Raw genomic sequence first — 22211 nt, forward strand, 5'->3', positions numbered from 1 at the left:
CTAATATTTAATGAGAATTTATAGGAGAGTGAATATGGAAAAACTTGATTTAACATTTAAAACAGAGGAAGGAAAGTTTAATTATAGAGTTGGAGCAATTATCATTAAGGACAATAAGATTCTGATGGTTAAAAATGAGAGTGCGCCTTATTATTATTCCGTTGGTGGAAGAGTTAAGTTAAATGAAACCTCTGAAGAAGCTGTTCTTCGTGAGACATTTGAAGAAACAGGTATAGAGTTTGAAGTTGAAAGGCTTGCCTTTATTCATGAGCATTTCTTTGATGAGGAAATCACAATGGAGCATTATCATGAGCTTGCCTTCTTTTATTTAATGAAGGTTCCAGACCATATGAATTTAGTGTGCAAAAGCGTTGGAGAACAAGGTACAAAAGAGTCTTTACACTGGCTGACTATTGAGGAGCTGGATAATTATCATGTGTATCCAGAGTTTTTTAAGAGTAAATTAACTAAGGGTATAAATGGGATTGAGCAGGTTATATCAAAAGAATAACTTATTTGTTACTTTAATTTACTATGTAGTTAAATCAAAAAAATATAAGTAATTAGCAATTATAAATTAAATACTAGCTTTGGAGTATTTCAAATTTGATGATTTAGGGGGGATACAATGCGATTCTTAAATCCAATGATTGTTGTTTCAAATATGGAAAGGTCAAAGGAATTTTATAATAAAGTTCTTGGGTTAGAAGTTGTTGTTGATTTTGGTGCAAATGTAACTTTAACAGGGGGAATTGCCTTACAAACAAAGGAGAGTTGGACAACCTTTATTAATAAAAGAGATAGCGACATTCTATTTGGTGGGAATGTAGCAGAACTATATTTTGAGGAAGATGATTTTGATAGTTTTTATCAAAGGATAAATAACATCGAAGGAATTAACTATGTTCATGGTATGAAGGAACATTCATGGGGCCAGAGGGTAATTCGTTTCTATGACCCAGATAATCATATTATTGAGGTTGGAGAAAATATGATTATGGTTATTCAGCGATTTTTAAATGATGGGATGACTATGGAAGAAGTGGCTTCAAGAATGGATGTATCCGTTGATTATATTAAATCATCATTGAAGTAAACAAATGTGATATGAAGGGAGTTATTATGAAGAGTCAGTTTGTTAAAGATATTCAAGAGATAATAGCAAAGAAATATGAAACCGACGTATTACATATCTTAAATGGTGGCTGTATGTTGGAGAAGTTTGAAAAAAACAATTGGTGCATCGAAAAACATACATATACATCTTTCAATGAAGCGATGTGCTGGGGAGAATCAGCTACAGATATATTTTCAGATGACTTTGTTGAAAAAAGGGTTAAGTCACTAAATAGTACAGTAGAGCAGTATAGGGAGATTGTATTGAATCCGTTGAAGCCATTGTTTCAGAACAATTTTAATGCAATAGTTTTATGGTTTGGTGAAGATATGTTCTGTCAAATTAATATGCTTACAATACTAGCCTTTTTAGAGCAGATTAATTTTGGTGGTGAAGTACTATTCTATATGGTTATTGAGCACACAGAAGATATAATACCAAATGCATTTGAAATTAATATAAAAGGGAGCTTGCAAAGGTATAAAAAAATAGTATGCAATAGTAAAATGCCAGAAGAAAACCTTATGCCAGTGATGCAGGAAGCTGTAGAAAGGTACTTAACCTATAGGGATAAGGATAGTGAAATTAGTACTTTTATAATTGAGCATATAAATGAAGAGGAGAATATTCTTATTGGAAATTTGCTTAGGAACTTTCAAAATTATGGACTAGGTGACTTACAGTATAGAATGTTAATTATGGATATTAAATATAGTATGGGTGATTAAGAGTTGACTTATTTAAAACATGAAGGTATATAAAAATAATGTTTAAGAAAAGGAGATAGCAGTGGACAAAGTGTCTGCTGCTATTTTTATGCACTTACGTCTATAGTTTATATTCATTACTTTTAACAATAAATCATAGAATACTTATACCTAATATAGGGGTGATTTTATTAATGATTTTGGGAATAAATTTATGAATTTATATACATATAAAAATAGTCTCCTTACGCATTTTAGTTAGGGGTTGCCATCTACACTAAAATAATAAGGAGACTTATCAGGATGATTATGAATAAAAAAGATTTAGCTTTTGTTTATTAAATGTCATTAACTTTTGTGTATATATAGATTATTTACCTTAAATGGGAAAATATACATTGACTTATAAATAGGTTAAAAATTTTAAAATGTAATGAAATAATATATTACAACATAGGTTTATAGTAAAATTTTCAAAACTCTCAACATATGAGATTACACGAATAATTTTACAAATATTTACAAATATGCCGGTTTGTGATATGGTTTATTTAAGTTTATATAGATGCGAAAGTGCTTAATGTACAATGAAGTACACAGATAAATAAGGTGTGAGGGGGATCTAAATTGGGGAATTTACAATATCAAACCTCTAGATTTGAAAGACTATCCTATGGTGGATTTTTCTTAGGACAGAATATTATCTATACCATTCAATTTCAATTTTTAACTTATTTCTATGTGGAGTATGTGGGGCTGACTTTGGGCCATACCACAGTAATGCTTCTTATTGCAAAGCTCTGGGATGCTTTTAATGACCCAATCATGGGAGCAATAGTTGACAAATGTAATTTTAAGCAAGGGAAATACCTTCCTTGGCTGAAGTTTGTTACCTATTTTGTACCACTGACACTTTTCTTTGTATTTATTAATATTAATGCAACTTACAATGTTAAGTTGATTTATGCTTATATATCTTATATTGTATGGGGAATGGTTTATACAGTTTCTGATGCACCATTGTTTTCACTATCTACAGTTATGACAGATGAAATTTATGAAAGGGACAAGCTCATATCCTATGGAAGGTTAGCAGCTGCTATTGCTGCAATTTCTAGTGCTGTTTTTATGAGCATTAAGGCTAATTTGGGTTGGACAGCAACTGCAGGTATCTATTGTGCCTTTGCTTTTATAGTGATGTTTCCTCTTCAGTTTACAGCTAAGGAAAGGGTTAAGTATGAAAGAAGTTCAGATATTACTTTTAAGAAGGTTTTTCAGTTTCTCTTTAAGAATAAATATTTAATGATATATTATCTTGGATTTATGGCCATCAGTTCAACTAATACACTACAGACCATGGCTGTTTATTTTGCAAATTCAAATCTTGGGGATGAAACTATGGTAACAGTTATTATGGGGACTACGGTACTTCCTGTGATTATAATTGCACCCTTTCTGCCGGCTTTAATTAAGGGGTTTGGCAAGAAGAGAATCACTGTGGTTAGCTCTATTGCAACTATTATTTTATGTGTTGTCCAGTATTATGCTGGCTATGACAGCTTAGTGGTGTTTTTAGCTATAGCATCAGTCAGGGTTGTATTCATGCAGTTACCTCTCCTTATTTATGGAATGTTCACTGCAGATTGTATAGAGTATGGTGCTTATATTAATGGAGAGCGAACATAGGGGATTGCTTTTTCAATACAAACTTTTATTACCAAGCTTTCAGGAGCAATTTGCGGAACTCTCTGCCTTCAGCTTTTATATGCCTTTGGTTATGTGGAGCAGGCAGCGGTTCAATCTAGTGAAACTCTTCAGGGAATATGGATTATCGTGAGCTTAGTTCCAATTATAGGTTATGGAATTATGCTGATTGTTATGGCTTTCTATAAGCTGGATGAGCAGGAGGTTGAAAGAATGATTAAGGTTAATTGTGTGCACCGTATTTTATAGTATTTAAGGAGGAGTTTTTGTGAAGGATAAATTAACCTTGAACAGCAGAGTTAAAGAGGTCTACGAAAATCCTATAGGACATGACATTGTTTATAAACTGCTGCTTCAAATGAATAAAAGTGAGAGATTAATTAAGAATCCTGTGGTGAGTTCCATAAAGCTGAAAACACTGAAAAAACTTACGAAACAGAAACTGGATGAAGGCTTTTATGATACTCTTTTAAGGCTTTTGAACAGTGAGGAGGATGTGCCTAGTAGTACCGATGAGCCAGTGCAGGAGAAATGGTGGAAGGAAGCGGTATTTTATCAGATCTATCCAAGAAGTTTCAAGGATTCCAATGGTGACGGCATAGGTGATTTAAAGGGAATTATTGAAAAGGTTGATTATTTAAAAAGTCTAGGGGTAGATGTCATATGGCTATCTCCAATTTATGATTCACCTAATGATGATAATGGCTATGACATTAGAGATTATTATAAAATTATGGAAGAGTTTGGAACAATGGAGGATTTTGATAAGCTGTTAACCCTTGTTCATGATAAAGGTATGAAGCTGATAATGGATTTAGTGGTTAACCATACTTCTGATGAACACCAATGGTTTCAGGAAGCGCTTTCAAAGGAAGAGTCAATCTATGAAGATTATTATAAATTTCAGGCTTCAAGGGATTCAAACCCTCCAAACAATTGGACCTCCTTCTTTAGCGGAAGTGCTTGGAATTACTATGAGCAGAAGAAAAAATGGGCATTGCATCTCTTCTCAAAAAAGCAGATGGATTTAAACTGGGATAATGAAGCTTTAAGAAAAGATATATATAAGATGATAAACTGGTGGCTTGAAAAAGGAGTGGATGGCTTTAGGCTAGATGTTATAAATTACATCTCCAAGGAAGCTGGACTTCCAAAGGGAAATGAAGCCATTGGAGACCTCATGGGTTTTTATGGAGTTGAAAGTTATTTTTATGGTCCAAATCTTCATAAATATCTAAAGGAAATGAGAAAGGAAACCTTTGATAAACATGAAGCCTTTACGGTGGGGGAAACACCAGGAGTTGGCATGGAGATGAGCAAGCTTTTAACTGCAGATTACAGAAAAGAGCTGGATATGGTATTTTCCTTTGACCACCTTGAAACTCCTGGACATGTAAGGTTTGATATTTATAATTATGATTTAAATTATCTGAAGGAATATATGATAGATTGGATGGAGAATTACGGTAATAACTGCTGGATGTCACTTTTTTATGAGAATCATGATAATCCAAGAATGATATCTAAGGTAAATAATGATCCAAGGTATAGGCTTGTCATTGGGAAGCTACTGGCAGTGATACAGTTTACCTTGAAGGGAACACCCTTTATTTTTCAGGGACAGGAGCTTGGCCTAATAAATAAAAATTTTAGTTCAATTGAAGCATTTAAAGATATAGAAACCATAAATAAATATGAAGATCTGTTAAAGGAAATGGACAAGAACTCTGCCTTTAAAAAAATACTTGCAGGCAGCAGGGATAATTCAAGAACACCAATGCAATGGAGCAATGAAAAAAATGGTGGCTTCTCTGAAGGTAACCCTTGGATTGGTAATGATGAGGATTATAGGAAATTCAATGTGGAAGCTGAAATTCATGACAGGGGCTCAATTCTGCACTTTTATAAAAAGATGATTTCCATAAGAAATGAAAATAAGGCATTAATTTATGGAGATTTTAAGGTGGTAAATCCAAAGAAAAAGAATATATTCACTTATTACAGAGAATTTGAAGGAAAAAGATTTTATATAGAATGCAATCTTTCAAGTAAAGAAATTAGCAGACACACCCAAGTGTCGAATTATCACTTAATTCTTTCAAATTATGAAGGGGAAAGCAAGGTGTTAAGACCTTACGAGGCAAATGTGTATTTACAAATTTTGGACCTAGGAGGTCACAAAAGTGGAAACTAGAAATAATTGTTTAGAGGAGTGTTATTATGGCAACTTTAAGATTTAAATTAAACAACGGCAAGGTGATTGAAGGAAGTAAGGATTTGAGTAATGAATTGATATTTGGCACCTTAGGAGTAATTCTTGAGAGCAAAAAGACAAATGGGAAAATAGGTGTATCCTCTCAAGATTCAACTAATGAAATAGTTGATTCAATGGATATAGCAGAAATAACCATAGTATTTTAGTAATAAGGATTTTATTTAAAGTTCAAGTGACTGATTTTGTGTAGATAATAATTTAATTATTGGGACATGGAGATAAACAAGTTACAAGGTTGTGGTATTGAATGTATGAAAAAGGTAATATCGGTTTATTTTAGACAGGTATAAAGTATTGTTATGGAAAGTGCAAATATAAAATAATGTAATGAGAAAGCACAAATATCAATTTTAAATACTTACTCTAATAGTATATTTTACAAGTTTTTTTTAATAAGTTATAATAATGATAATTTATGAAAAGCTAGTGAAATTAAGGGTAAGGAGGATGTTGTTATGACTGAAATGAGATGTCCAGTAACAGGAAAGACAAGCAGAACTGTAGCTGGTGGCGGAACTACCAATAAAGAGTGGTGGCCAAATCGATTGAATCTTCAAATTTTATCTCAAAACTCAGAGTTAAGCAATCCTATGTCTAAGGATTTTAATTATGCAGATGAATTCAAAAAGTTAGACCTTGAGGCTGTAAAGCAAGATTTATTTAAACTGATGAATGATTCACAGCCATGGTGGCCTGCTGATTACGGTCATTATGGACCATTGTTTATTCGTATGGCATGGCATAGTGCAGGTACCTATAGGATTGGGGATGGCAGAGGCGGGGGTGGCCGTGGAATGCAGCGTTTTGCACCACTTAATAGCTGGCCTGATAATATTAATCTTGATAAAGCACGCCGTTTGCTTTGGCCAATTAAGAAGAAGTATGGAAATAAGATATCCTGGGCGGATTTGATGATTTTGACTGGCAACTGCGCTTTTGAGTCCATGGGGCTAAAACCAATTGGTTTTGGTGGCGGACGTGAGGATGTTTGGGAGCCTCAGGAGGATGTTTATTGGGGAAGTGAGAAGACGTGGCTTGGTGATGATCGTGAGCCAGTTCTTGGAGAGATTGAGAATCCTCTTGCTGCAGTTCAGATGGGGCTCATATATGTCAATCCGGAAGGTCCTAAGGGGAAACCTGATCCAGTGGCAGCAGCAAAGGATGTTAGAGAAACCTTCGCAAGGATGGCAATGAATGATGAAGAGACCGTTGCCCTTATAGCTGGCGGGCATACATTTGGTAAATGCCATGGAGCAGGGCCTGCTACCTTTGTTGGACCAGCTCCAGAGGCAGCACCCCTTGATGAGATGGGACTTGGCTGGATAAGCACCTATAAAAGTGGTAAAGGTGAAGATACCATAGGCAGTGGTATTGAAGGAGCTTGGAAGGCAAATCCAATTAAGTGGAATATGAAATATCTTGAGACACTGTTTAAATATGATTTTGAATTAGTTAAAAGTCCTGCAGGGGCATATCAATGGCTGGCTAAGGATGTGGAAGAAGAGGATATGGTGGAGGATGCCTTTGATACCAATAAGAAGCATAGACCAATGATGACAACTGCAGATTTATCTCTTATTTACGATCGTAAATATGAACCAATAGCAAGGAATTATTTAGAAAATCCGAAGAAATTCGAAGAGGACTTTGCACGCACTTGGTTTAAATTAACCCATAGAGATATGGGACCAATCACAAGATACCTCGGTCCTGATGTTCCAAAGGAAAGTTTTATTTGGCAGGATCCGGTGCCAGAAATTGATTATAAATTAATAAATAAAAAGGATATTTCCCATCTTAAGAAGCGAATTTTAGCTACGGGGTTATCAATATCAATTCTAGTTAAAACGGCATGGGCGGCAGCTTCAACCTTCCGTGGCTCCGATAACAGGGGAGGAGCAAATGGAGGCCGAATACGCCTTGAGCCTCAAAGGGATTGGGAAGTAAATGAGCCAGAAATCCTTAATAAGGCTTTGAAGGAATTAAGGGAAGTTCAAAAGAAGTTTAACAGTTCTCAATCAGGTGGGAAGAAGGTTTCTTTAGCAGATTTAATTGTACTTGGAGGATGCGCTGCCATTGAACAGGCTGCAAAAAATGCTGGCTGCAGTATTGAGGTGCCTTTCACACCAGGCCGTACTGATGCCTCTCAGGAGCAAACTGATATTAAATCCTTCGATGTTCTTGAACCTAAGGCTGATGGCTTTAGAAATTATATGAAGGAGAAATACGCTTCAAAGCCGGAGGACATGTTAATTGACCGTGCACAACTATTAACTTTGACTGCACCTGAAATGACGGTGTTAATTGGTGGAATGAGAGTACTAAACACTAATTATCAACAATCTAGAGATGGAGTTTTAACAAATAGAGTAGAATGCCTTACTAATGATTTCTTTGTAAATATTCTTGACATGAACACTGTTTGGAAGGCTACTTCTAAAGATGAAGATAGATTCGAAGGTTATGACAGAAAAACAGGAAAGTTAAAGTGGTCAGCAACAAGGGTGGATATGATCTTTGGTTCAAACTCACAGCTTCGCGCAATTTCTGAAGTTTATGGCTGTAACGATAATAAGGAAAAATTCCTTCAGGACTTTGTGAATGCGTGGAATAAGGTGATGAATGCAGACAGGTTTGATGTTAAAGCTAAGGGATAGCGAAAAAGTAAATCATAATAAAAAAGTATATTGTAGTAAAGAAAGATATTGTAGTTAAAAGTAATTTGTGACTTATAGTATCAAACATTTGGGGCTTAAAACACATAGTTTATAAGAAAAAGAGAGCTTGTCATCGGCAAGCTCTCTTTTCTAGAGTTAAAGAGGTTACAGGCTGTTTAATAATTTTAAAGACAATATTAGAAGTTATTATACATAGGCCATAACGTTTAAAAATATTTCCTAATTGCTGAATGTTAGGATTTTGGATGCTTATTTATATTATGGATATTATAGTGTATAATGTAAAAGTGTGTTAATTAGCAAAGAAAGGATATTTACGATGAAAAAGAGGATAATTTTAATATGTTTTTTACTAATGATGACTATGCTATTTTCGGCATGTGAAAAATCTAATCATAATGATAATGTTAATACAGAAATAAAAAATGAATCAACATCAAAGGAAGATGAAAAAGATACTGAAGATGAGGAATCCATAGAGGATAAGGAAGTTGAAGCTCAAGGAGAACCAAGTGTTCCGGAAGAAGAACCACAAGCAGAAGAGCCTGCTGAAGTAATTGAATACATAACAGTTGCACCTGAAAATGTAAGAATACCAATACTTATGTATCATTCTATCAGCGATGCAAATCCAGACAATAGTTTATTAGTTCCACCAATAATGTTTAAGGAACAAATGGATTGGCTAAAGAACAAAGGTTTTACTACTATGTCTTTGGATGAAGCATTAGAAGCCAAGAGTACAGGAAAGGTACCTAAAAAGCCGGTAGTTGTAACCTTTGATGATGGATATCTAGATAATTATACGGAAGCTTTTCCAGTATTAAAGGAAAACAATATGAAGGGAGTTTTCTTTGTTATTACAGATTATATGGGTGAGACAGCGGGAAACTCTATGTCCATAGATATGTTAAAGGAAATGAAGGCAGCAGGGATGGAAATAGAAAATCATACTTCTAATCATCTTGAATTAAACTCTTTATCCAGAGAAGATGCCTATAACTCAATCAAGAATGGCCAGATTTTCTTAAAAGAGGTTCTTGGTGTGGACTCAAAGTATCTTTGCTATCCAGCGGGAAGATACAGTGAGGAAACAATAGAAATAGAAAAGGAATTAGGTATTAAGGCTGCAGTAACAACCCAAGGAGGAATAAGCTCTAATTCAGATGGGAATTATGAATTAAAAAGAGTAAGAATGTCTCCAATGTCCATAGAAAACTTTCAAGGGATTTTTGCTGAGTTTCAGTAAATTTTATAAGAAGTAAGTTGAGACTGTTTATTGATGAAAAAACAAATAAATTATTAAGCTTAAAGCTAATGCTTTAAGCTTATCTTATATTTAATCATTTTAATGGGGTGATTTAATGAAGGGACAGAAGGATTGGTTTACAGGTATTGATTATTATCATAATTATAGAGAAAAAGAAATTACTGTGGAGAGAAAAATTATAAAGGAGCCAACAAAGATTTCTATGCATGAGCAGGTAGAAATGGTTTATGTATTAGGTGGTGAAGGAATCATTAAAATAAATGGGTGCGATTATAAAGCTGAAGAGGGTTCCTTATTTTGTATGTATGCTCATCATTTTTATTCAATAAGCTCAATAACAAGTGATTTGAAGGTGGTTATTGTAAAGTTCTATATTGGGTTATTTATGTATATGAGTTGGGAAAGGCATCCTAAAGATGCTAATGCCAGACTTGTATATGATACCTGTCCAAGGGTGTTTTTGCAGGGAACGCAAAGGAGTAAGGTTCAGACATTGATAGAGGATATCTTAGAGGAAAGCAGGGAGAGAAGATTTGGAAGTATGAACCTTTTGGAGTATAAAACCTTAGAGCTACATACATATTTTTGCAGATACGCTTATGAGAGAATAGGTGTAGACAAAAAGCAAGAAAATCAAGTTTGGGGTGTGATACAAAGAGTTGTTTTAACAACAAGTGAGAATTTAGAACTTCAGGAGCTGGCAAAAGACCTGAATTGTGCTCCAAGAACTCTTAATGCATGGATAAAGCAGACTTGTGGCTATACATTCTTTCAGCTTAAGCAGTTTGGAAAAATACTAAATGCCTGTGCGCTTCTTCATTTTCCAGAACTCTCCATGGAGTACATCAGCGATATTTTGGGCTTTTCATCTAAACAATCCTTCTATAGGCTTTTTGCGCAGTACTGTAAGATGACACCTAGAGAGTACCAGAAAAGCTGTATAGGAAATGAAGAGGTTAGGGCTATGAATACCGGGATGGGAATGCAATTTTTACAATATATACACATGAATTTTATGCAGGATATATCCTTAGAAGGTATTTGTGAGAAGTTCTTTCTTAAGCCCTATACAGCACGAGAAACCTTTGAGGAGATTTTTGGCGATAATTTTAACAATATTTTAAATGAAATTAGGATTTCTTATGCTTGTGCATTTTTAAGGTCCTTCGATTATACAGTTTTAGAAATAGCTAATATGTGTGGATTTGAGTCTTTGTCAACCTTTCAAAGGACCTTTAAGGCTTACATGAATCAAAGTCCATCTGAATATAGAAAGTTACTGTGATAAGGCTTCTTAGGTAAATATTCAATTTACTTAAGAAGCTGTTTTAATAGTATTAGTTATTAGATTCTCTAAAAAGGTAACGTAAACAACTTAAAATAGGTAGTGTTTTTGTTGGATTTTGAAGTGCATAAATGATAACAAAACTTTAAATTTTGAACATACTGATATACTTCTTATTTGTTATAATTATGTCAAATAAAGGAGGTATAGTTATGTTTAATCATTTATTTCAACTAATTAAAATTCGTGATATGGAACTGCTAAATCGAGTTATAATGCCAGCAATGGGAACACGTATGGCAAATGAAAAAAGTGAGATTACACAAAGGTTAATTGATTACCATGAGGCAAGGGCTAAGGGAGGCTGCGGACTAAATATTGTTGAGGTAGCTTCAGTTCATAGTCCAAGTGCACCAGCTCATTTTGTATCAATTAGTGAGGATTCATTTATAGCAGGGCATAAAAAACTTACAAGTGCAATTCATGAAGCAGGTGGAAAAGCTGGAATACAGCTTTGGCAGGGATCTATTGCTGTTGGTATGGACCCAAAGGCAAAAATCTTTGTGGCTAGTGATATGCCTTTTGGCAAATATACTATACCAGCAATAACTAAGAATGAGATAAAGGAAATAGTAGACTCTTATGGAAAGGCAGCAAGGCGATGTGTGGAAGCAGGGTACGATTGTATTGAGTTCCACTGTGCTCACAATTATTTACCTCACTCATTTTTAAGTGGAGGCTTTAATCGAAGACAGGATGAATATGGTGGTAGCTTTGAGAATAGGATGAGATTTCCTTTAGAGTGTATTGAAGCAATTAGAAATAATATTCCAGAGGGTATGCCTTTATTCATGAGAATTGATGCCCATGATGATTGTTTGCCAAATGGGTTAATTATTGAAGAGATTATAGAGTTTTGTAAAAGAGCAAAGGAAGCTGGAGTAGATGTTTTAGATGTATCCAGGGGAAATATTATCACACCTGCATCTATCTATGAAGTTCCGCCAATTGATATTCCAAATGGATTTAATGTTGAAAATGCCAGCCGTATTAGAAAAGAAACAGGAATGGTTACAATAGCAGTTGGAAGAATTAATACACCAGAACTTGGTGAGAACATAATAAAAGAGAATAAAGCAGATATGGTTGTTATGGGAAGGGCACAACTTGCTGACCCTGAATTCTGTAATAAAGCAAAAACAGGGAAGGTTAAGGATATCATTTATTGTGTAGGCTGTAACCAAGGCTGCTATGATGGCTTCTGTGATGTAGAAAACAGAGAATTTATCACCTGTTTGAGAAATCCAAGTTTAGGCCATGAAAAAGAGTACAACCTTCATAAAACCGATACTCCTAAGAAGGTACTTATCGCAGGTGGGGGAATGGCAGGAATGGAAGCTGCTAGAGTCTTAAAAGAAAGAGGACATATACCAGTTATATATGAAGCTGGAGAAAGCCTTGGTGGTCAATTTGTGACAGCTGGTGAGGCTCCTGGAAAGGGCGAAATGAAGAGAGCAGCAATCCTTTACGGTGAAAAAATACAAGCTTTAGGGATTCCTGTACATTTTAACACGTTTATAACTGAAGACATAATTTCAAAAGAAAACCCAGACCAGGTTATTATCTCCATTGGTGCATCACCTATAAACTTAAAACTCGAAGGAATCGAGAAAAAGCCAGTATATAATTCCCATGAGGTTTTAAAAGGAAAAGTAAGACCAGAAGGAATGGTTGCTGTAATAGGTGGAGGACTTGTAGGTCTTGAGACTGCAGATGCCTTAGCTACAACTGGTAATCCAGTAAAGGTTTTAGAGATGAAGGAAGTAGCAGGTGCAGACCTTGGAAGCCTTAGAAAAATAGCTGTAATGCAGAAAATGAAGAGTCTTGGTGTTGAAATAATTGTTAATGCCACCTGTGTAGCTGTAGAAGAGCAGGGAATAGTGATTGAACATGAGGGCAAGAGAGAAATAGTGAGCTGTGACAGTATTGTAGTGGCTGTTGGAGCTAAATCCAATGACAACTCAGAACTTGTGGCTTTATGTGAAGCGAAAAATATCCCATTTGAGCTTATTGGAGATGCGAAAAAACCTAGAAGAGCTATAAATGCTATTGAAGAAGGCTTCTTAGTAGCTCGTACTTTATAGGAGGGAGAATTATGAATTCAAAGCTATTTGAAGAATTACAAATTGGGTCTATGAAACTTAAAAATAGAACCTTCATGGCACCTATGTCTTTAGGGTATGAAAGTCAGGATGGAACTATAAATGAAACTTTAGAAGAGTACTGGGTAGCAAGAGCGGCAGGTGGAGTCGGATGCATAATCCTTGATGCTTTATCTGTGGATCCAAGGGTGCCTTACTTAGGAAATACCTTGAGCTTTAGAGGAGAGGAAAGTATTGTAGCTTATAAAAAATTTACTGATAGGATTCATCAGTACGGTACAAAGGTAATTCCTCAAATTACCCATCCAGGTCCTGAAAGTGTTAGCTCATTCTTTGGGGTTACTCCTGTTGCCAGCAGTTCTTATATTAACTCAATGGGACAGGTTACAAGGGAATTAATGTTAGAAGAAATTCCTAATATAATTGCGCAGTATGCGGCTGCAGCTTACTGTGCAAAGCAGGCTGGATTCGATGGAATTGAATTACACAGTGCTCACGCATATATGCTACTAGGTTCCTTCTTATCGCCAATGAGGAATAAAAGAACAGATAGATATGGTGGATCTTTAGATAATCGCAGCAGATTATTATTTGAAGTAATTGAAGCCATAAAAGAAAAGTGCGGAAAGGAATTTCCTATTGTTTTAAGAATAAGTGGTAGTGAAAGAAATGAACAAGGAAATACTTTAGAGGATATTAAATACCTTGTTCCAAGGCTTATTGAAAGCGGTATTGATGCCTTTGAAGTAAGTGGTGGAACTCAATATGAAAAGTGTAATAAAATTATTCCTTGCCATGGTGAAATTAGAGGATTAAATGTAAAGGAAGCAGAAGAGATTAAAAAGATTTCTACAGTGCCGGTTATTGTGGTAGGAAAGATTAATGAGCCAACATATGCGGCTTACTTAGTGGATAGTGGAAAAGTAGATGGAGTAGTAATAGGAAGAGCACTTTTATCAGATGAGGAATTTGTTAAGAAAGCTGAAGAAGGAAGAATAGATGAAATTGCTCCTTGTGCTGCCTGTGGTATTGGATGCATTGGGGAGCAAACTAAGAGAAGGCCTGCTTCCTGTGTAATAAATCCAAGGCTGGGAAAAGAGAAGCACTTAAATTTAACTAAAGCTGAAGAAAGAAAAAAAGTAGTAGTTGTGGGTGGTGGAATTGCAGGCATGGCAACTGCTAGAGCAATGGCAATTAAAGGTCATCAGGTTATTTTGATGGAGAAAGAGAATAAGCTTGGTGGACAATTAAATGTTGCTTGCATACCACCTCATAAACAAGAAATCAGTAAATGGATTTCTTACTTGAATAATGAATTAAAGCGCTTATACATTGATGTTAAATACGGAGCTAAGGCTACTAAGGAGTTAATAGACAGCTTCAATCCTGATATAGTGGTAACAGCCAGTGGAGCTAATGAGATAATTCCTAACATTCCAGGAGTTAATAAAGAAAAAGCAATCACTGCACAAAAGGTTTTAAAAAATGAAGAAGTGATTTTAGGTGGAAATGTTTTAATTGTAGGTGGAGGAATGGTTGGCTGTGAAGTTGCAGAATATTTAATTCATAGCAAACGTGGACCAATGGAGATTACCTTAATAGAAATGACTGCAGCTATTGGTGCTGGAATGGTTCCAAACAACTTGGCTCCAATGATGGAACGTTTGTATAAATCAAGGGTTAAAATCATGACTAACACAAAACTTTTAAGTGTTGATGGACAAGATGTTGAAGTAGAGTATAGAGGAAGCTCAATGCAAATGAAAGGTTTTACCCATATTATCTATGCCTGTGGTTCTGTTGCAGAGAATTCTTTGTATGAGGAAATCAAGGACTCCTATGAAAAAGTTATTTGTATTGGGGATGCGAAAGGACCAAGACAAGCACTTGAAGCTGTACGTGAAGGCTGGGAAGCAGCAATGGAAATTTAGGTTTATTGGAGTATTTTATAGATGGATTATTGTTAAGCGTAAAATGTTACCATTAAGGTAGGTTTCTTTTATAAAAGACTTTTAAATTTGTAATTAAATAATTGATGAATTCTAACTCCTCTCAGGATTGCACTGAGGGGAGTTTTTTTACTTAGCAGGGTAAGGATAAGAGGTTGTAGAAAGGTTTTTCTAGAGAAGAGAACTTGAGAAAATTTGATAATGTAAGAGTAGACTTAGGCAAAGAGAATCATTTTAGATATGTAGACAGTGCAAAATAATAAATATCTAACAATTTACAATATTTAAAATATTGTGTATAATTTTTAATATATCAGCATGAAGGGCTAAAAATAGTTAAAATTTTAACTATTTGGATTTTGTATATACTTTAAAATCATTGTAGAGAGTTGGGGTAAGATGATATTTAGTATTCGACAGCTATTAACCACAGAAACTTTAAAGATGGCCAAGATACTTGGAGGAAAAGAAGGGCTTAATAATGAGATTAAGGGAGTAACAATTATAGAAGCTCCAGACATTGTAAGGTTTATTAATGGGGGAGAAGTATTGTTAACAGGCTTGTATGCTTTTAAAAGCTCCTCTTTGGAAACCTTTAAAGGATATATGGATGCCTTAGCAAGCAAGAGTGTTGCAGCACTTATAATTAAACGTGGCAGGAATGTAGAATTTTCAGAACGAAAAATAGAAATGTTAGTAAATTTGGCAGAGGAACATAACATACCAGTTTTAGAGATTCCCTTTGAAATTTCTTTTAAAGATATCATGAGTTTAATTATGGAAAATCTCTTTAATGAGGAAGTAACAAAGTTGAAGTATTTTAAAACTACCCATGAGAACTTTGCAGCTCTGTCACTTTCATTAAATACTTCAGAAAATGGTATAGAAAGAATTATTGATGTTCTTTCTAAGTTGATTGATAACCCAGTATCAGTTTTTAATTACAATAAAGTATGCTTATCGACTACAAATGAGGATATAAATAATTTAAAGATTAATGATACTGCTGAACAGGTTGAAATTGGTTTCTATTCAACCTATAACTATCTAAGACAGCGAATTATTATTGATGGTAATGAAAGAAATCAGTACTTAATATATTTAAATATAACTGCAGACATGAAGGGCTATCTGGTAATTACAGAAATTAATGACGCTATCGATACAATGGATTACATAGCCATAGAAAATGCTATTACAGAAATACTTCATGAATGTTCAAGACAATATGCTATTTCAGAGGTGGAGAAGAAGTTTCAAAATGATATAATATATAATTTGCTCAATGGAAAGATACATTCAAAGGATCAATTGCTTAAAAGTACTAATCTTTTAGATATGAAGCTTGATGGAAACTATAGAGTTCTTGTATTTGGATTACAGCCAGCACGTGCAGATGTATATTTAGATTTCGACAGTAAAACCCAGCATACTAACTTTCTAAATGATGCAATAAATATGTATTTTGAAAATGCAAGAATTCAAAATGATATTGACCGAATAATTGTTATACAAGAAGTAGAGGCAAATCAGAAGGAAGAGGATTATCGAAAAGAGATAAAAATTATAGCAGAAAAAGTACAACAATATATAAAACAGCATTTAAAGGAACTAAGAGTTAAGGCTGGAATAGGTAAGGTTGTAAGTGGAATTATAAATCTTCCTAAGAGCTTTAAGGAAGCTAAGGATGCTTTTCACTTTGCAGATGTGGCCATTGAAATATCAAATGTTGGAATATCCAGGATTATATTGTTTTCTGATTTAGGAATTTTTAAATTGCTATGCCAAATAGAAGATACTAATACGCTGCTTGAATATATTCCTCAATCACTTCAAAAATTATATAATTATAAGAAAACGCAAAGGGATGATTTACTATTAACATTAAAAACTTATCTTGAACGAAATCAAAATCTTAAGAAAACAGCAAAAGATTTATATATACACTATAAAACTGCTGCTTATAGAATAGATAAAATTATAACCATAACTGGCATTGATTTTGAGAATCCTAGTGAGGTTCTAGCTGTAAGAATAGGATTTATAGTTCACAAGATGATGGAAAATCTCAATAGCGATATAATATAAAAACATGTTAGTTAAATATATATTCTAAATAAGAAAGATTAATGAGTATTTAAAAATAAGTGTAAAAAAAGAAATATATTTTATCCATTATGGATAAAATATATTTCTTTTTTTATCTAATTGAAGCGATGTAATTTGTTAAATAAATATCTATAATATTAACCATAGAAAGAATTTTCAGAAAAATAAAAATTGTCGTTTAATTGGAGGTGAAGGAATTGCATAAAAGTTATGATTTAATTATTCGAAATGGGATAGTTGTTTTTAATGATAGAATTCATAAGGCTGATATAGGGGTTTATGATGGGAGAATTGTTGAAATCGTTGATGAGATAGTAGGAGATGCTAACGAGGTTATTGATGCATTTGGACTTCATGTTTTTCCTGCTACAACAGATGGACATGTCCACTTTAATTCTCCAGGTAGAATGGAGTGGGAAACTATTCAGAATGGAAGTCAAGCAGTTGCGGCTGCAGGGGGAACAGCATATTTCGATATGCCTCTAAATAGTTCTCCATGTACATTAGATAGAAAGACATTTCAAGAAAAACTAGAAATAGCAAAACGAGATTCTCTTTGTGATTTTGGTTTATGGGGAGGATTTTCACCAAATAATATAGATAAATTTGAAGAGCTTGCAGAGTGTGGAGTAATTGGGTTTAAAGCCTTTGACTGCTTTAGTGGTATTGATGAGTTTCCTGGTTCAGATGATTACACATTCTTAAAGGGTATGGAGAAGCTGAAAAAACTAAATCTTCCACTGATGGTTCATTGTGAGAATGATGAGCTTACAAGGAGACTTACAGAGAATGCACGGAAAAGTGGAAAAACAGGAGTATGGGATTACTTCGCTGCCCATGCACCAATTACTGAAATAGAAAGTATAGGACGAGTTATTAGCTTTGCTGAGGAAACGGGATGTAGATTAATTATCGCACATATAAGCACAGCAAAGGGTGTGGAGCTTGTTACCGAGGCAAGAAGAAGAGGTGTAGATGTTTCTTGTGAGACAATTGGACATTATCTGTATCTAACAGATTACGATGTTGAACGTATGGGAACTATCGGAAAATGTTCACCTCCTATAAGGGATGCAGAAAATCAGTTAAAGTTATGGGTAAAATTATTTAATGATGAGATTACATTTATTTCTTCTGATCACTCTCCTTGTGATCCAAAACTTAAAGAGGGAGAATTCTTAAATGTATGGGGAGGTATTTCTGCCTGTCAGACAACTTTACCTGGCTTATTGAAGCATGGATACCATGATAGAAAATTACCACTTCATAAAATATCAAGGTTAACAGCTTCAAATGTTAATGAAGTCTTTGGTATTAAAGGAAAAGGAAAGATCGAAATAGGTTATGATGCAGACTTTACACTGGTTGATCTTGATAAGGAATATGTATTACAAGCTGAAGATTTATTCTATTTACACAAGGTTAGTCCATATGTAAATAGCAAATTCCATGGATTGGTTGTTCAAACAATTTTGAGAGGCACAACTATTTATAAAAATGGAAAAATAGTATCAGAACCAATAGGAAAGCTGATAACTCCAAAAAGATAAATGAAAAGGGTGTGAAATTTTTGTCAGAGATTTTGAAGGAGAAGATAGTTGGGCTCATTGAGCGTGTGGCTGAAAAAGCATCTGATCCAAAGGGAGGAATTACCCGTCTTCTTTACTCTAAGGAATGGGTAGATACTCAGATAGAGTTAAAGAAGATTATGGAGGAAGAGGGATTAACTACATACTTTGATGAAGTAGGAAATTTGTATGGCTGCTTAGAAGGTGACAAGCTATCAGAAGAAACTATAATGACAGGTTCCCATGTGGACACTGTTGTGAACGGCGGTAAGTATGATGGTATGTATGGAATCATTGCTGGAATTGTGGCTTTAGGCTACTTGAAAGAAAAGTATGGTAAGGGACGTCGCAATCTTGAGGTAGTATCCTTTGCTGAAGAGGAAGGCTCACGTTTTCCTACAGTTTTCTGGGGAAGTAAAAACTTCTTAGGTTGTGAAAATAAAGAGGAAGTTGAATATATTGAAGATGGTAATGGCATTGTGTTTAAAGATGCAATTCATGAAGCAGGTTTTGACTTTAAAAAATCCTCAGGAAACAGAAGGCGGAATGTAAAAGCATTTTTAGAAGCACATATAGAACAGGGGAATATTTTAGAAATCGAAAAAAAAGAAATTGGCATAGTTGATAGTATTGCAGGGCAGAGAAGATATAAGGTTGAAGTAGTAGGAACAGCAAATCATGCAGGAACAACACCAATGGAATATCGACGTGATGCTTTTTATGCAGCTAGCAAAATGATTAGCTCTATTTTAGATAAAGCAAGGTATTATGGAAATCCTTTAGTTGCAACAGCTGGTTTTATAGAGGTAAATCCAAATGTTGGAAACGTGGTTCCGGGAAGAGCAGAATTTACTTTAGACATTAGGCATACAGAAGAAGAGTTTCTAAAGAAATTTACAGAGGAAATGATTTCATTTATGAAGGAAACTGCTAATGAATGTAATGTAGAAGTTCAGGTTCATATGTGGATGAATGAACCTCCAGTTCCTATGAATAAGGAAATTGTGGATTGTATTGAACAGGTTTGTGACAAGAAAAATATCGAGTACAGGGTTATGCATAGTGGGGCAGGACATGATTCTCAATTAATTGCAAAAGAAATCCCTACTGCAATGATTTTTGTTCCAAGTGAAAATGGAATTAGTCACAATCCAAATGAGTACACTGACCCACATTATCTTGCAAAGGGAGTTGAAGTTTTGATAGACAGTATCTATCAATTAACATACAAATAATTTAAATGTAAAAGTAAAAGGAGGAATTAAAATGGCTTACCCAAAAGGTTTGTTATCTAATAGATCAATAGTTAAAAAAAATAATTATGCAATAATATCACCAGAAGGACGTGTAAACAATGTGGTTCCTGGTTTCGAAGGTTGTGAAATGACAATTCTTGCAACTCCAAAGATGGGTGCAGGTTTCGTTGATTACATCATTAAAATGAATCCAGAAGGAAAGAACGCAAAAGGTTTTGGTGGTGACGGAGTAGAGACCTTTGTTTATTGTATCGAAGGAAATGTTACAGCAGCAGCCGATGAGGAAACTTTTGAACTTGAAGCAGGCGGATACTTATACTGCCCACCAGATAAAAAGATGTATTTAGAAAATAAGGGCCAAGAAAGCTGCAGGTTGTTCCTTTATAAAAAGAGATATGAACAACTTGATGATCTAAAGACATGGGTTGTTACAGGAAATATAAATGAAGTTGAATATAGAATTTATGAAGATATGGAAAACGTTTTGATTAAAGACTTCCTTCCAAAAGATTTAGCTTTTGATATGAATATGCACATACTTGCTTTTAAACCAGGGGGATGTCATCCATTCATAGAAACCCACTATCAAGAGCATGGAGCTTATGTTTTAACTGGTGAAGGTGTTTATAATCTAGACAATGAGTGGATACCAGTTCAGAAGGAAGATTATTTATTTATGAGTGCATACTCTTTACAAGCAGCCTATGGTGTAGGAAGAGAATTATTTTCTTACATTTACTCTAAAGATTGCAACCGTGATCCAGAAATATAAGCAGTTAAAAATTTGATAAAGGGAATGAAGTTATGAAAATTAATTTAGAGAAAGTTATTTCTTATATAAACGAGCTTTATCAGTGTGGTGCTAGAGGAGATGGCACCCATAGCAGGGTAGCATACTCTAAAGAAGATATTAAAGGAAGAGAAACCTTCATGGGGTATTTCATGGCTTTAGGTCTTCAGCCAAGAGTTGATGAAGCTGGGAATATTATTATTAGGATGGAAGGAAAAGATTCAAGTCTGCCAGCCATTGTAATGGGATCTCATTTAGATACAGTGCCAGATGGAGGAAGGTATGATGGAGTTCTTGGATGTGTAGGAGGACTCTGTGTATGTGAAACTCTTTTAGAAAATGGGTATCAGTTATCCCATCCCATAGAAGTTATTGTATTCACAGACGAAGAGGGATTTAGATTTGGAAACGGCCTTCTGGGAAGCAGTGCTATATGTGGTGTAAATCCAATGATTAGTGAAGATGATATTGATATGTATGGTGAGACCAGAAGTGAAGTTATGAAAGCTTATGGAATCAATGTTTCTGCGGTTCATAAAGCTAAATGGAAGAAAGATTCAGTTCACTGTTTTTTAGAACTTCACATTGAACAAGGCGCATCCTTGTATAAAAAAGGTACTTCCATTGGAATTGTGTCCTCCATTGCTGGAGTAAGCAGATATGAAGTCGTGATTCATGGAGAAGCAAATCATTCAGGAAGTACTGTTATGAGTGACAGGAAGGATGCCTTAGTTGCAGCAGCAGATTTTATATCTCAGGTGCCAAGGATTGTCGCAGAGTACGGAAATGAATTTACAGTTGCTACCGTTGGAACAATAAAGGTTTCACCAAATTCTGTAAATGTGGTTCCTGGTATGTGTACTTTTAACTTGGAAATTAGAGATCAGGAGGATGAAATAATCTCTTTAATAGAGAGTAAATTAATAGAATATCTTAAGAGTGTTTGTGAGGGAGCCGTAAATTCATATGATTTCCGTAAAATTTCCTATCATGAGCCAGCACCTATGTCATCATGGGTCAAAGGTGAAATAGAGTCGGTAGTAAAGGATCTAGAATTTGATTATGAAATAGTACCAAGTGGAGCCTTCCATGATTCATTAGTGATGACAGAGAGATTTAAAACAGGCATGATATTTGTTCCTAGTGTTAAAGGTATTAGTCATTCAAGAGATGAGTTTACCCATGAAAAAGATATTGAAAAAGGATGTCAGGTACTTCTAAACACAGTGCTTGAAATAGATAAGAAAATTATAAATTAAGAATGAAAAATGTGGGATAGAATTCTTAGAAGAGTTTCTAAAATTAATAAAGAATTAGTTTAAATACAAAGAGAAAGGTGGA

Annotated in this window: 15 protein-coding genes and 1 pseudogene; all 16 read left to right on the forward strand. The window is 34.6% G+C overall.

The window, feature by feature from the left end:
- The first annotated feature begins 34 nt into the window (after nucleotides 1-34).
- The 16 genes and pseudogenes from BN1075_RS15035 to BN1075_RS15110 all read left to right on the forward strand — a co-directional run bounded on the left by BN1075_RS15035 (nucleotide 35) and on the right by BN1075_RS15110 (nucleotide 22129).
- Complete coding sequence (locus BN1075_RS15035) at nucleotides 35-511, forward strand: NUDIX hydrolase (protein WP_040194042.1); 477 nt, start codon at nucleotides 35-37, stop codon at nucleotides 509-511.
- A 117-nt stretch (nucleotides 512-628) separates the two neighbouring features.
- Nucleotides 629-1096, forward strand: coding sequence for a VOC family protein (locus BN1075_RS15040; RefSeq protein WP_040194043.1), 468 nt, complete (start codon nucleotides 629-631; stop codon nucleotides 1094-1096).
- A 26-nt stretch (nucleotides 1097-1122) separates the two neighbouring features.
- Entirely contained in the window at nucleotides 1123-1845 is a 723-nt protein-coding gene (locus BN1075_RS15045; RefSeq protein WP_040194044.1) for a hypothetical protein, read from the forward strand.
- 606 nt (nucleotides 1846-2451) lie between these two features.
- Nucleotides 2452-3777 (forward strand): annotated as a pseudogene (locus BN1075_RS15050) (MFS transporter).
- A 19-nt stretch (nucleotides 3778-3796) separates the two neighbouring features.
- Entirely contained in the window at nucleotides 3797-5722 is a 1926-nt protein-coding gene (locus BN1075_RS15055; protein WP_052406574.1) for a glycoside hydrolase family 13 protein, read from the forward strand.
- Nucleotides 5723-5748: 26 nt separating this feature from the next.
- Entirely contained in the window at nucleotides 5749-5949 is a 201-nt protein-coding gene (locus BN1075_RS15060; RefSeq protein ID WP_040194046.1) for a hypothetical protein, read from the forward strand.
- A gap of 309 nt (nucleotides 5950-6258) precedes the next feature.
- Nucleotides 6259-8460, forward strand: a complete 2202-nt coding sequence (gene katG, locus BN1075_RS15065; protein WP_040194047.1) for a catalase/peroxidase HPI — start codon at nucleotides 6259-6261, stop codon at nucleotides 8458-8460.
- Nucleotides 8461-8836: 376 nt separating this feature from the next.
- Nucleotides 8837-9730, forward strand: coding sequence for a polysaccharide deacetylase family protein (locus tag BN1075_RS15070; RefSeq protein WP_148315568.1), 894 nt, complete (start codon nucleotides 8837-8839; stop codon nucleotides 9728-9730).
- A gap of 115 nt (nucleotides 9731-9845) precedes the next feature.
- A complete protein-coding gene (locus BN1075_RS15075; protein WP_040194048.1) occupies nucleotides 9846-11036 on the forward strand; it encodes an AraC family transcriptional regulator in 1191 nt (396 codons plus the stop codon).
- 212 nt (nucleotides 11037-11248) lie between these two features.
- Nucleotides 11249-13180 carry a bile acid Fe-S flavoenzyme BaiCD gene (gene baiCD, locus BN1075_RS15080; RefSeq protein WP_040194049.1) on the forward strand — a complete coding sequence of 644 codons (1932 nt, stop codon included), beginning with the start codon at nucleotides 11249-11251 and terminating at the stop codon, nucleotides 13178-13180.
- Between the two features lie 11 nt (nucleotides 13181-13191).
- Nucleotides 13192-15129 (forward strand): FAD-dependent oxidoreductase, encoded by a 1938-nt coding sequence (locus BN1075_RS15085; protein ID WP_040194050.1) that lies wholly within the window; start codon nucleotides 13192-13194, stop codon nucleotides 15127-15129.
- A 417-nt stretch (nucleotides 15130-15546) separates the two neighbouring features.
- Entirely contained in the window at nucleotides 15547-17235 is a 1689-nt protein-coding gene (locus BN1075_RS15090; RefSeq protein ID WP_040194051.1) for a PucR family transcriptional regulator, read from the forward strand.
- A gap of 218 nt (nucleotides 17236-17453) precedes the next feature.
- Nucleotides 17454-18806: an allantoinase AllB gene (gene allB / locus BN1075_RS15095; protein ID WP_040194052.1), complete on the forward strand. Its 1353-nt coding sequence runs from the start codon at nucleotides 17454-17456 to the stop codon at nucleotides 18804-18806.
- Nucleotides 18807-18826: 20 nt separating this feature from the next.
- On the forward strand, nucleotides 18827-20059 hold the full coding sequence (gene allC / locus BN1075_RS15100; RefSeq protein ID WP_042387383.1) for an allantoate deiminase: 1233 nt from the start codon (nucleotides 18827-18829) through the stop codon (nucleotides 20057-20059).
- Between the two features lie 31 nt (nucleotides 20060-20090).
- On the forward strand, nucleotides 20091-20852 hold the full coding sequence (gene allE, locus BN1075_RS15105) for a (S)-ureidoglycine aminohydrolase (protein WP_040194054.1): 762 nt from the start codon (nucleotides 20091-20093) through the stop codon (nucleotides 20850-20852).
- A 32-nt stretch (nucleotides 20853-20884) separates the two neighbouring features.
- Nucleotides 20885-22129 (forward strand): Zn-dependent hydrolase, encoded by a 1245-nt coding sequence (locus BN1075_RS15110; protein ID WP_040194055.1) that lies wholly within the window; start codon nucleotides 20885-20887, stop codon nucleotides 22127-22129.
- Nucleotides 22130-22211 lie beyond the last annotated feature (82 nt).

The organism is Clostridium culturomicium (assembly GCF_000821305.1).
GTDB lineage: Bacteria > Bacillota > Clostridia > Clostridiales > Clostridiaceae > Clostridium_J > Clostridium_J culturomicium.